General features: G+C 61.4%; 10 protein-coding genes. 3 read left to right on the forward strand and 7 right to left on the reverse strand.

Going from position 1 to position 12,794, the window contains the following annotated elements:
• Positions 1-197 precede the first annotated feature (197 nt).
• The 3 genes from So717_RS15275 to So717_RS15285 all read right to left on the reverse strand — a co-directional run bounded on the left by So717_RS15275 (position 198) and on the right by So717_RS15285 (position 4,059).
• Positions 198-1,184 (reverse strand): ABC transporter permease, encoded by a 987-nt coding sequence (locus So717_RS15275; protein ID WP_159978843.1) that lies wholly within the window; start codon positions 1,182-1,184, stop codon positions 198-200.
• Complete coding sequence (locus So717_RS15280) at positions 1,177-2,214, reverse strand: ABC transporter permease (protein WP_159978845.1); 1,038 nt, start codon at positions 2,212-2,214, stop codon at positions 1,177-1,179. Before So717_RS15280 ends, So717_RS15275 begins: the two co-directional genes overlap by 8 nt.
• A gap of 114 nt (positions 2,215-2,328) precedes the next feature.
• A complete protein-coding gene (locus tag So717_RS15285) occupies positions 2,329-4,059 on the reverse strand; it encodes a peptide ABC transporter substrate-binding protein (RefSeq protein ID WP_159978847.1) in 1,731 nt (576 codons plus the stop codon).
• Positions 4,060-4,332: 273 nt separating this feature from the next.
• Here So717_RS15285 and So717_RS15290 point away from each other — a divergent pair, with 273 nt between their 5' ends.
• From So717_RS15290 to So717_RS15300, 3 genes are all read left to right on the forward strand, one after another.
• Entirely contained in the window at positions 4,333-6,270 is a 1,938-nt protein-coding gene (locus So717_RS15290) for an ABC transporter ATP-binding protein (RefSeq protein ID WP_159978849.1), read from the forward strand.
• Entirely contained in the window at positions 6,263-7,426 is a 1,164-nt protein-coding gene (gene argE, locus So717_RS15295; RefSeq protein ID WP_159978851.1) for an acetylornithine deacetylase, read from the forward strand. The genes So717_RS15290 and argE overlap by 8 nt, the downstream gene beginning before the upstream one ends.
• A gap of 201 nt (positions 7,427-7,627) precedes the next feature.
• Positions 7,628-8,791, forward strand: a complete 1,164-nt coding sequence (locus tag So717_RS15300) for a M20 aminoacylase family protein (RefSeq protein WP_159978853.1) — start codon at positions 7,628-7,630, stop codon at positions 8,789-8,791.
• Here So717_RS15300 and So717_RS15305 read toward each other — a convergent pair.
• The 4 genes from So717_RS15305 to So717_RS15320 form a co-directional block, all read right to left on the reverse strand.
• Positions 8,788-9,843 carry a glycosyltransferase family 4 protein gene (locus So717_RS15305; RefSeq protein ID WP_159978855.1) on the reverse strand — a complete coding sequence of 352 codons (1,056 nt, stop codon included), beginning with the start codon at positions 9,841-9,843 and terminating at the stop codon, positions 8,788-8,790. The genes So717_RS15300 and So717_RS15305 overlap by 4 nt on opposite strands.
• Positions 9,840-11,138, reverse strand: coding sequence for a 3-deoxy-D-manno-octulosonic acid transferase (locus So717_RS15310; RefSeq protein ID WP_159978857.1), 1,299 nt, complete (start codon positions 11,136-11,138; stop codon positions 9,840-9,842). The genes So717_RS15305 and So717_RS15310 overlap by 4 nt, the downstream gene beginning before the upstream one ends.
• 8 nt (positions 11,139-11,146) lie before the next feature.
• Complete coding sequence (gene moaA, locus So717_RS15315; protein ID WP_159978859.1) at positions 11,147-12,154, reverse strand: GTP 3',8-cyclase MoaA; 1,008 nt, start codon at positions 12,152-12,154, stop codon at positions 11,147-11,149.
• Between the two features lie 85 nt (positions 12,155-12,239).
• Positions 12,240-12,791: a pyridoxamine 5'-phosphate oxidase family protein gene (locus So717_RS15320; RefSeq protein WP_159978861.1), complete on the reverse strand. Its 552-nt coding sequence runs from the start codon at positions 12,789-12,791 to the stop codon at positions 12,240-12,242.
• Between the last annotated feature and the right edge of the window lie 3 nt (positions 12,792-12,794).

Below are 12,794 nucleotides of genomic sequence, written 5' to 3' on the forward strand. Positions count from 1 at the left end.
CAGAGCGCAAATCCGCAGGATTTTTGCGGAGTCCCGACCGTACGTAAGTTTTGTTTTCGGACAGCAGGGCGGCGCTCTTTCTGCTTGCGCGAAAGACGCCCCGCCCGCCGTCCCATGTTGGGTTTTTTGAGATTGCGAAGGGGTGGCACCGCAGGTTTGCTATGCAAACCCACGTGTGCCACTCGGATCAGAGGGCGTTAGCGCCCTCTGATCCGGGGGTCCAACGCATCTCTCAGCCCGTCACCCAAATAGTTTACCGAGAGGACCGTCAGGGAGATCAGAATGCCCGGCAGCATGACTCGTTCGGGGAAGTCCTCCATGCGCGGTACGGCATCTGAGAGCAGCTTGCCCCAGGTTGGGAAATCAGACGGGAAGCCTACGCCGAGGAAGCTCAACGCGCTTTCTGTTATAATCGCCGTTGCGAGGCCAAGGGTGGCCGAGACCATGATGGGTGAGATTACGTTGGGCAGAAGGTGTCGTCGGATAATCTTGGCCGGGGTTGTGCCGATGGAGCGCGCGGCAAGGATGAACTCGCGTTCTTTTAGGGCGAGGATCTCGCCCCGCACGATGCGGGCTGTCTGCATCCAGGAGGTGATGCCGATCACACCGACGATAAGGATGAACATGCCCGTTTCCGGCCCGAAGTTGGCACGAAGAGGTTGGCGAAAGAGCGTCACCGCGACCAGCAGCAATGGCAGGATCGGCAAGGACAGGAAGAGGTCGGTGAAGCGCATCAGCGGTCCGTCGAGCCGCCGGAAGTAGCCTGCGCAGACACCGATCGCGGTTCCGATTGAGAGGGCGAGAAGCATTGCCGTCCACCCAACCGCCATGGAGGCGCGCCCGCCAGCAAGCAGCGTCGCCAAAATGTCTCGCCCGAGATTGTCGGAGCCCAGAGGTTTGACCCAGCTGACCCGTGCGGTGCTGTCCCACAGAGCCGTGTAGATCGGCCGCATGTCCTTATTGCGGATATCCAGCTGTTTGGCGTCGACCGTCCAGATCAGCGGGCCTATGAGGATCGCGAGCGTTATAAAGAGCAGGAACCCACCACCGATCAGCGCGCCTTTGTGCTTGCGGAACTGGTCCCAGACGTCACGCCATTGGCTGCGCGGCTCTTTCGGCGGCTCCTTGTCTTTGAGCGCGCCATAGAGTTCGACCTCGGGGGCCTGCGCGGTTTGATCAGTCATAGCGGATCCTCGGGTCGAGCACGCCGTAGAGGACGTCGGCGATGAGGTTGAAGAGCACAATCAGCACGGCGAAGATGAAAGTTAGCGTCATGACCATGGGCAGATCATTGGCAAAGAGCGCGGTGAGAAGCAGTTGTCCGATGCCGTTCACCTTGAAGAGCGTTTCAGTGATGATGGCGCCACCGAAGACGGACGGCACCCCAAGGGCGATGACGGTGATGATCGGGATCATCGAGTTGCGTAGCACGTGCACAAGGACCACGACGCTCTCCTTCAATCCCTTTGCGCGGGCGGTGCGGACATAGTCCTGGTTGAGGTTGTCAAGCATGGAGGAGCGCATGAAGCGGCTGATCTGCGCGGTGGTTTGCAGGGCGAGCACCATCACCGGCAGGATCATCTGATTGAGTTGGATTTTAAAGCTGGCCCAGTCCGTGACCACATGGGTGGTGTCATAGATTGACGGAAACCAGCCGAGGTTGACGGAGAAGATGACAATCACCAGCACGCCGGAGAAGAAGGGCGGAATGGAGAAACCGATCATCGACACGAATGTGCCCGCCTGATCGAAGAGGGAATACTGCTTGTAGGCGGAGTAGATCCCGATGGGTAGGGCAATGAGAATGCCAACGATGTAGGACATGCCGACAACCCAGAGTGTTTGCGGCATCCGCTGGACGACAATGTCCATAACGGGTGAACGGCTCTGCCAAGAGATCACACGCAGCTTGCCTTCGGACAAAGTAGTGTCGGGCAACCAACCGAAAAGCCAGCTGTCGCGTGTCGCCCAATCGACCAGCACCTGCGGTTCAATCCAGAAGAACTGAACCAGCCACTTCCAGTATTGCACGTGGATTGGTTGGCCGAGACCAAGCGCTTCGCGCATCTTTTGCTTGACCTCGGGCGGAACGGTCAGCGGAACCTGCGCCATCGGGTCGCCCGGGGCAAGTTGCAGTAAAAGAAAAATAACGATGCTGATGAAAAGCAGAGTGGGGATCGACAGAACCAGCCGGCGGATGGTGTATGTCAGCATGTGCTACGCCTTTGTGCGTCAGTCTTGTTGTTGATTTTGGAACGGTGGGGGAGCGGGGGGCGCCGGGCGGCGCGGGCCTTGGCCCGCGCCGCCCGGCGCCCCCCGCGGATCGCATCAATTCTTGATGCGATACCAGTCTGCGATGTTCCACAATTCGCTGTCCCAGTCGGACATTTTGACACCGCCAAGGCTGTTGGCATGGGCCGACGGATTGCCGCGGTGCACCAGCGGGATGATGGAATAGCTCTGCATGATCATATCGTTCATCTGCTTTGCGAGCTCACCACGTTCTTCAAGGTTGGCTGTGACCGACATCTTTTCGACCAGTTCATCATACTCTGGCGTGCAGAAGCGCTGGATGTTCGATCCCTGCCACTGGGTGGCTGGTGTCGGGATGTCCGAGCAGAGCCAATTGGCCATGTAGGCTTCGGGGTCGACGCCGGCGAAGTTGTTCGTATACATCTCGATGTCGGCATAGAATTTCTGGAAGGTGTCGGGCGAACCGGGATCACCGCCGAAGAAGACCGAGGCGTCCACATTGCGCAGCTCGGTTTCAACACCGATCTGGCGCCACCAGTCCTTGATCAAGGCCTGCGTGTCCTGACGTACGGCATTTGTCGACGTCTGGTAGAGCACCGACAGCTCCACGCCGTCCTTGTCGCGGATGCCGTTGCCATTGCTGTCGACCCAACCGGCCTCATCAAGCAGGGCGTTGGCGCCTTCTATATCCTGGACCAGGCAGCCGTCATTTGCGGTCGATGCATAGAGCTCAGGCGCAGGCAGAACGTTGCAGGTGGGTTGGCCACCGGCCCCATAGCCGACATCGACGATCAACTGCCGGTCAATCGCCATGGACAGCGCTTGACCCACCTTGGGGTCAGTTAAAAATGGATGCGCGTTCTCACCGTTCATGAACACCGACCGCATATCCGGCCCCAGCGCCGGGTCGGGGTTGGTCTGGTTGAGGTGCAGACGCTCCACCGAGGTGCCATAGGCGGCCACAACTGTGCCCTTGCCCGCCGCCTCCATACGGTCCAGCACGTCGGGGGCCAGTTGCAAGTTCCAGGCGTAGTCGAACTCGCCAGTTTCCAGAACGGACCGCGCCGCCGCAACTGCGTCACCACCCCCCTTGAAGGTGATGGAGGCGAAGGCGGGTTTGCCCTCCTCGCGGTAGTTCTCATTCGCCACATAGGTGATCACATCGTTGGGGCGGAATTCACTGACAACAAAGGGGCCGGTGCCGATCGGGCCAAAGTTCGCATCCGTGCATTCCGGTGCGCGCGCGCCAAGACATTCCTGGAATTGTGCTTTTTGCAGGATCGGCGCTTCCGCACCCACAAAGGCGGTGTAAGGGAAGGGTTTGGGCGCATCGAAGGTGATCTTGACGCCGCGTTCCCCTTCGGCCTCGACCGAGGTGATCCCGTCAAAATAGCTGACAGACGCGCAGCCGCTTTCCGGGTGGGTGCAATACTCATGGGTGAAAATCAGATCGTCCGCTGTGAATGCAGAGCCGTCTGACCAGACAACGCCCTCTTTCAGGGTCCAGGTGATCGACGTCAGATCCTCGGCCACACCGCCGTTTTCCACGGTCGGAATACTTTCAGCCAGCCAAGGGACCATCTCGCCGTTTTCGTTGAACCGCGCCAGCGATTCCAGAACAAGGCTGGCTGCTTCGTTTTCCTTGGTCCCGCCGGACAGGAACGGGTTCAGCGTCGAGGGCGCCTGCCAATAGATGATGTTGAGCTGGCCGTCTCGGCCGCGTTCACCGGCGTGGCCATCGGCGACGGCCACCGTGGCCACGGCACTGGTCGCGACCGCTCCCATCAAAAGGGTTCTGAGTTTCATGTTGTACTCCATGTTGGACACGTGAATGTCGATGCGCGTCTTTTGGCGACGCTACATATTCTGCGGTTTTTCAGGGAGATGCAGGTGTTTGCAAGACGTCATTTCAGCGCATTATTCCCACCTGTCCCCCAGGTGCATTTGCCCATCGAAGCAGCTTTTGCGGAAAAAGCAACCCTTGTCGTAGGGGACCCCTGCAAAACCAATCCGCTACGGGTTTGACACTGCCGCAAGCTTGGGCATAGCGTCAGGCTGCAATACTAAACAGGAAAAACCATGCTGGATCACATCCCGGAACAGGCAACGGCGGATCCCGTCGCGCGGCTCAATGGCCTGAGGGTTGAATTCCAGACCAAGGATGGCCCCGTGGTTGGTGTCGAGGATGTCTCCTTCGATATCAACGCGGGCGAGACCGTTTGTGTCGTGGGCGAGAGCGGGTCGGGCAAGTCCGTTTCATCCCTGTCACTGATGCGGTTGGTCGAGTTCGGCGGCGGTGAGATCACCGGGGGTCAGCTGTGGTTCGGCCGCGATGGCGGTCAGGATATCGATCTGGCAACGACCAGTGGCGACGACATGCGCCATATCCGTGGCAATGAGATCGGCATGATTTTCCAGGAGCCGATGACCGCGCTCAACCCCGTGTTCACCGTTGGCCGTCAGCTGACCGAAGGGCTGCGTCTGCACAAGCAGATGAACAAGTCCGACGCCTATGCCCGTGCGCTTGAGTTACTGCGTGAGGTCCGCATTCCTGAGCCTGAGCGGCGCCTTGCGCAATATCCGCATGAACTCTCGGGCGGCATGCGCCAGCGGGTCGTGATTGCTATGGCGCTGGCGTGCAAGCCGCGCCTTCTGATCGCGGATGAGCCGACGACCGCGCTCGATGTGACCATTCAGGCGGAGATCCTCGCGCTGATGGACCGGCTCAAGCGCGAGACGGGCACGGCCGTGATGTTCATCACGCACGACATGGCCGTGGTGGCGCAAATGGCCGACCGGGTGGTGGTCATGTTCCGCGGCAACAAGGTCGAGGAAGGCCCCGTGGAGCAGATATTCGAGAGCCCGCAGCACCCATACACCAAGGCTTTGCTGGCTGCGGTCCCGAAACTGGGAGAGATGCGCGGCAAACCCTATCCGGAGCCGATGAAGCTCTTGGGCAAACCGGGGGCCGAGATCAAGCCGATCCCTGGCACTGAGGAGCCCTTGCTGGAGGTGCGCAACCTCACCACGCGTTTCCCTGTCAAGGGCGGCTTCTTCCGCCGCACGGTGGCCAATGTTCACGCCGTGGAAGATGTGTCTTTCACGTTGAACAAGGGCCAGACACTGTCGTTGGTGGGGGAAAGTGGCTGCGGCAAATCCTCTGCCGGGCGTTCGATCCTGCGGCTGGTCGATCCGATGTCGGGCGAGGTGCGGCTGGACGGCACCGACATTATGGCACTGGACCAGGCACAGCTGCGCCGCGCGCGACTGGATATGCAGATGATCTTCCAGGATCCCTTTGCCTCCCTGAACCCGCAGATGCAGCTATCGGATCAGGTGGCTGAGCCGATCCACAACTTCGGCACCCTGAAGGGTAAGGAGGTTCAGGCCCGCGTCGAGATGCTGTTTGATCGAGTGGAACTGCCGCGCAGCTTCATGCGGCGCTATCCGCATGAGCTGTCGGGTGGACAGCGCCAGCGCGTGGCCATCGCGCGGGCACTGGCGCTCAACCCCAAGCTTATCATCGCAGATGAGGCCGTCTCGGCGCTGGATGTTTCCGTGCAGGCGCAGGTGCTGAACCTGATGATGGAGCTTCAGTCAGAGCTGGGCCTCTCGTTCCTCTTCATCAGCCACGATATGGCCGTGGTGGAACGGGTGAGCCACCATGTGGGCGTGATGTATCTGGGCCGCATTGTCGAAATGGGACCGCGTGCACGGGTCTTTGAAAACCCGCAACACCCCTATACCCAGGCTTTGATGAAGGCGGTGCCGATCGCTGACCCGCGCCAGCGCAAAAGCGAGCGGGATCTGAATTTCAAGCCGATCCCATCGCCGATCCACCCTGCGGACCATGTTCCGGAGCCGTCTCGCTATGACGAAGTTGAACCGGGGCATTTCGTGCTTCAGGGGGATTGGGGCGGCTACACGCGCAGTGATGCTGTGGTGCGCACCGAAAACAAGCTGCGCGAAGGCCAGGATGCGCCCGAGGGGCTGAGCGGACGCCGCCTTTATGACTGATCGGCTCAGCCCGCTTGAGCTGATGACCCGGCTGGTGCGCTTCCCGACGGTCAGCCGTGACACCAATCTACCGCTGGTCGACTGGGTCGAAGACTACCTCAGGGGGCATGGCATCACCGCTCATCGATATACCGACCCCGACGAGCCCAAGGCCGCGCTTTTTGCCCATGTGGGTCCATGGGAAGAGGGGGCCATTGTGCTCTCCGGTCATACGGATGTGGTCCCGGTTGATGGCCAGCCCTGGGACAGCGACCCCTTCGACGTTGTCGAGCGGGATGGCAAGTATTTCGGGCGCGGCACCTGTGATATGAAAGGCTTCGACGCGCTGGCCCTCTGGGCGCTGGTGGAAGCACATCATGCAGGCGTGAAGCGCCCGCTGCAAATCGCACTGAGCTTTGATGAAGAGATTGGATGCATCGGCGCGCCGCCTATGATTGCAGCCATGCAGCCGGTTCTGCCCAAGGGCCGCGCGGTGATCGTCGGCGAGCCGTCCGGCCTGTGCGCTGTTTCCGGTCACAAGGGTGGTGCGGGCTTCGATACCCATGTGCAGGGGTTCGAAATCCACAGCTCCCTGATGGACCGTGGGGTCAACGCGGTGATGTTTGGCGCCAAACTGGTGGATTGGGCCAACCAGATGAATGCCGCCAACCGAGACGGTGCCCCGCACGGGATGGCCGCGCTCTTTGATCCGCCCTATAGCACGCTGCATGTGGGCATGATTTCTGGCGGAACAGCCCATAACATCACGGCCAAGGATTGCCACTTTGCCATGGATTTTCGGGTGGTGCCGGGAGAGGACAAGCACGCCTGGGAGGCGCGATACCGCGCGCGCGTGGCGGAAATTGAAGCGGAAATGCAGGCGATTGTGCCTGACACACGGATCGACATCACCCCGCGCTTTGACGTCCCCCCGCTGCAGCCCGAAGAGGGCGGCGCGGCGGAGCAGCTTGCGCGTAGCCTGACGGGGGACAATGGCAGCCATGTGGTCAGCTACGGGACAGAAGCGGGTCAATTCCAGCAGGCCGGGTACTCGGCGGTGATCTGCGGGCCGGGCAACATCGCGCAGGCGCATCAGCCCAACGAATATATCTCGATTGCAGATTTTCAGGCCGGTCATGATTTCATGAAACGCCTCCTGACCCATCTCTGCGGCTGAGACGCCATCATTTGCGTCCGGCAGGTGCGGTGGGCTTTCAGGCCACCGCCTTTGGGCGAGAAACCTCTCCGCCATGGGCGTCGGGTTGAAGCTCCTGCTCCGGTAGCTAAGGTAGTGACAAATGGCGAGAATCAGCGTCCGCCGCCGATTTGGCCCGAGGGACGCCATAGCTATCACCACGACGAGGAGAGACTGCCCATCATGCCCGTGAAAAACCGTTTTGCCGAATTGCACGACGAAATCACCGCCTGGCGCAGGGATTTGCACGAAAACCCGGAGCTGCTGTTCGACACCCATCGCACCTCAGCTCTGGTGGCCGAGAAACTGCACGCGTTCGGCTGCGACGAGGTGGTCACAGGTCTTGGGCGCACCGGCGTTGTGGGGGTCATCAAGGGCCGCGCCGATACATCGGGCAAGGTCATCGGGCTGCGCGCCGATATGGATGCCCTGCCGATCTTAGAACAGACCGGCGTGCCCTATGCCTCCAAGACCCCCGGCGCGATGCATGCCTGTGGCCATGACGGGCATACGGCAATGCTTTTGGGAGCTGCCAAATACCTGGCTGAGACCCGCAATTTCGACGGCACCGCTGTGGTCATCTTCCAGCCCGCCGAAGAGGGCGGCGGCGGTGGCCGCGAGATGTGCGAAGATGGTATGATGGAGCGGTTCGGCATCCAGGAAGTCTACGGCATGCACAACTGGCCCGGCAGCCCGCTGGGCAGTTTCGCGATCCGGCCCGGTGCGTTTTTCGCCGCGACAGACGTCTTTGACATCGAAGTCGAAGGTCTGGGCGGTCATGCTGCCAAGCCGCATGAAACCATCGACACCACGGTTGTGGCCAGCCAGATCGTGATCGCGATCCAGAGCATCGCCAGCCGCAATGCCGACCCCGTCGACCAGATCGTGGTGTCAGTGACCTCTTTCCAGACCTCATCCAATGCGTTCAATGTGATCCCACAACGGGTGGCGCTAAAAGGCACCGTCCGCACCATGACGCCTGAAATGCGCGATCTGGCTGAGAGCCGCCTGACAAAGCTGGCCGAGGGCGTGGCCGAGAGCTTTGGCGCAACAGCAAAGGTCGACTACACGCGGAACTACCCCGTCATGGCCAACCACGACGAACAGACCGCATTTGCCGCCAAGGTGGCAACGGATGTGTCGGGCAGCTGTGAAGAAGCCCCCATTGTCATGGGCGGTGAGGATTTTGCCTTCATGCTGGAGGAGCGCCCCGGCGCCTATATCCTCGTTGGCAACGGAGATAGCGCGGCCGTGCACCACCCCGAATACAACTTCAACGATGATGCCATCCCTGCGGGGTGCAGCTGGTGGGCCGAAATCATCGAGCAGCGGCTGCCTGCGGCTTAGGCCAGCAGGCGCCGATACACATCGACAAGAGCCGTTGCTTCCCGTTCGATAGAAAACCGGCGCTCCACGTGGCGCCGTGCTGCGACCGACCACTGCTGCAATCGCTCCGGGTCAGACAGGATGTGGTCCGCGGCCTGTCTGATGACTTCCGGATCGCCGGTTTCAACGAGCAGACCGGTCTCATCCTGCACCACCAGCGCTTCAAATGCGCCAACGCGGGTTGCCACAACCGGGCAGCCGCAGGCCATGGCCTCAATGGGCGTCAGGCCAAAGCCCTCCCACCGTTGCGGTGCGACGTAAAGGTCCAGAATGCGATACCAATCCGCCATGGCTTCGGGTGGCACCTCGGGCATGAACCGCAGCCGTTCCGACAGCCCCGCCTCTGCAATCTTGCCGCGCAGGTCTTCCTCAAACCCGCGGTGCTCTGCCGTCGCGCGGCCCATCACAAGTGCTGTCGCAGTGGGGTGATCCCGCAGCAGTCCGATCATGGCGTCGACATAGACATCGGTGCCCTTCTGCGCGCGAATGCGACCATAGCAGCCAATCACCGGACCATCGTCCGCCACTCCAAGAGTGTCGCGCAGCGAGCTCCGGTCTGCGCTGGGAGAGAACCCTGCAATATCGATCCCATGCATGATGACTTCGGACGGTATCTCCAGGTAGCTCGCCGTTTTCTCCGAAGTGGCGATCACCGCGTCCATGCGCCGGATCAGCCAGCGCGTGAGACCTGTCTGCTTGCGTTGCGAGGCGGAGGTGAACAGAAGCTTCAGGCGTTTGCCAAGCAGGTAGCGCAGCGCCAGCCCGCCGATCATCTCCACATTGCGCCGCGCGTGCCAGACCCGCCAGCCGTTTGGCCCGCGCCGGGGCATCATTGGCAACGCAGAGAGCGGCACCTGCGGCACGTGGTCGGGCAGCACCGGGCCGGTCGCCGCAATTGCGATTTGCTCGGCCTGAATTGGCACGAGGCGGATCACCGTCGAGGTCACACCCGACAGCCGACGTTTGAAGTTTGGTGCCAGCACCTCGATCCGGCGGATGTCCGGCGCGCTCATCGGATATCCTCGTCCAGTTTCAGCATCCGGATGAGCCGCGATGCAATGCCGCCAAGCACATTGGATTTGTCTTCCAGCATGACATCGCCCGCGCGCAAGGCCTCATCCCGCAGCTCCGCATCATCCAGAAACCGGGCAACTGTTTGCGCGAGCATCGGCGCGTCTTCGACCACAGTTGCGGCACCGCTGGCCTGCATCTCATCATAGGTTTCCGCAAAGCTGGCCACATGTGGGCCGGAGATCACCACGGCGCGGGCTTGCACCACCTCAAAAGGATTGTGGCCCCCAATCGGGTGCAGCGAGCCCCCCAGAAATACAATCTCGCTGAGTGCGTACCAATTGCCCAGCTCGCCCAGCGTATCGGCCAGATAGATCTGCTCACCCGCGCGGGGCAGAACGCCTTCCGACCGGGTTGCGAAGCTCAATCCGGCCTGGCGGATCAGCTCGGCGACCTCTGCGCTGCGGTCCGGGTGGCGGGGGATCAGGATCAGCACAAGCTCGGGATGAGACGCCTGCAGGGTGGCATGGGCGGCCAGAACCGTGGCTTCCTCGCCGGGATGTGTAGAGGCGGCGACCCAGACAGGGCGCCCCTTCAGTGCAGCACGCACCTGCGCCAGCAAGGCCGGGTCCGTGGGCAGAGGAGCAGACAGCGATTTGAGGTTTGTGCCGCGCGCGACACGGTCCGTTGGCGCGTGCATATCCACCATGGCCTGCGCCATCTGGTCGTTCTGCGTGAGGATGAGGTCGAAGACATCCAGCACATAGCGGGCGATACCGGGCTGCCGGGCCCAGGCGGCGCGCGACTTTGCGCTCAGCCGCGCATTCACCAGGGCCATCGCGGTGCCGCGTGCGCGTGTCATGCGCAGCATCTGAGGCCACAGCTCGCTCTCCACGAAGATCGCAGCATCCGGGCGCCAGTGTGACAGGAACCGCGTGAGAGGCCCGCGCGCATCCAGCGGGGCAAACTGATGCACGGTGCGGGGCGGGATCCGGTCGGCCACGAGTTTGGCAGAGGTCGCCGTGCCCGATGTGATCAGGAACTGCGCACGCGGCAGCATCTCTCCCATCTTCGCAATCAGGGCCAGCACGGAGAGGCTCTCTCCCACGGAGGCGGCATGAAACCAGATCAAAGCCCCGCCACCCCGGCGCGGCGCGCTGGCATTGCCCATGATCTCATGCGCGCGGAGCGCCGGAATGCCCTGTTTGCGCAGCTTGCGGATCTGCGCCCATGCGACAAACGGGGCCAGCAGCACCGTGGCCGCCACATAGAGATGATAGAGCGGCGGCGCGCGCATTGGAGGTCTCAGCCGCCCGTATGGCTCATATGCCGGGGCATCTGACCATCCAGCTGCTGGCGCGAATAGTCAAAGTCGTGCCCTTTGGGTTTGAGCGCGATTGCAGCACGGATCGCATCTTCAAGCGGGCCGTCGTTGGCAGGGTGCGCGCGCAGCGGGGCTCGCAGATCCGCACGATCTTCCTGCCCGAGACACATGTAGATCTCTCCGGTGCAGGTGACGCGCACCCGGTTGCAGCTTTCGCAGAAGTTATGGCTGAGCGGGGTTATGAACCCAACCTTCTGACTTGTCTCCTCCAGCCGGGCATAGCGTGCAGGTCCACCCGTGCGTTCAGCCAGATCGGTGACCGTGTAATGTTCGGCATAGCGCGCGCGCACATCCTTGAGCGACCAGTACTGGCCCAGACGATCCTCGTTTCCGATGTCACCCATCGGCATGACCTCGATCCAGGTCAGATCGATCCCGCGTTTGGTGCACCATTCGGTCATCGAGGGCAGCTCGGCCTCGTTGAACCCTTTCAGCGCCACGGCGTTCAGCTTGACGCGCATGCCAGCGGCCTGCGCCGCATCAATCCCGCGCAAAACCTGAGGCAGGCGGCCCCAGCGGGTAATCTCGGCAAATTTCGCCTCGTCCAGCGTATCGAGCGAGACATTCACCCGGCGGACGCCGGCAGCATAGAGGTCCTTGGCAAAGCGCTCCAGCTGGCTGCCATTGGTCGTCAGCGTCAGCTCTTTCAGCTGGCCAGTCTCCAGATGGCGAGACATGCTTTGAAAGAACGTCATGATGCCTTTGCGCACCAAAGGCTCACCGCCAGTGATCCGCAGTTTCTCGACACCCAGCTGCACAAAGGTGGAGCAGAGCCGGTCCAGCTCTTCCAGCGTCAGCAGCTCTTTCTTGGGCAGAAACGTCATGTTCTCCGACATGCAATACACACAGCGGAAGTCGCAGCGGTCCGTCACCGAGACGCGCAGATAGGTGATGGCGCGGGCAAAAGGATCAATCAAAGGCACTGTCATATCCCCATAGGTAATGGTCTGCGCAAGGCGCAGCAAGAGGTGAACGGCATGGCCTTAAGTCGGAATGCGCCCCAAAAGCGCCCCGTTAGGTGCCGGGTTCGGTCACGTAGGTTGGTGCGCCATCGATTGTCTGCTGGTTTCTGGTGGTCCAATAGTCCGAGACACCATCCGGCCCTTTCTGCTCCGCCCAACCTTTCAACACCTCACGGTCTTCTACGTAATCCATGAAAGGTACCGCGTATCCGCAGCTCGACTGCACCAGGTCGATCAACATGTCATAGACCTGCCGCGCGCCGGGCGAGGCGGGGAAGAGCGCATTCAGCTCTGCAAAATCGGCGTCGCGGGGGTGCAATGTCCGGGCCGAACCATAGGTGCGCAGGATCATCGGCTTGGCCTCAAACCCGCACCACATCAGCGTCATGCGGTTGATCTGCGCCAGATGGCCCGCCGTTTCATTGCCCGACCCGGTAAGGTTGCGCCAGACGATCCGGTTCGGCGACATCACCCGCAGACTGTCCATACCCTTGGGTGAGATATTGACCCGGCCCTGGGGCCCGGCGGTGCCCACGAAGAAGATATGTTGTGCCTCAATGAAGCGCGTGAGCACCTCGCTGAGCTGATCGAATTGCTGGCCCATGCG

The sequence above is a fragment of the Roseobacter cerasinus genome, from assembly GCF_009811755.1.
In the GTDB taxonomy this organism is placed as follows: domain Bacteria; phylum Pseudomonadota; class Alphaproteobacteria; order Rhodobacterales; family Rhodobacteraceae; genus Roseobacter; species Roseobacter cerasinus.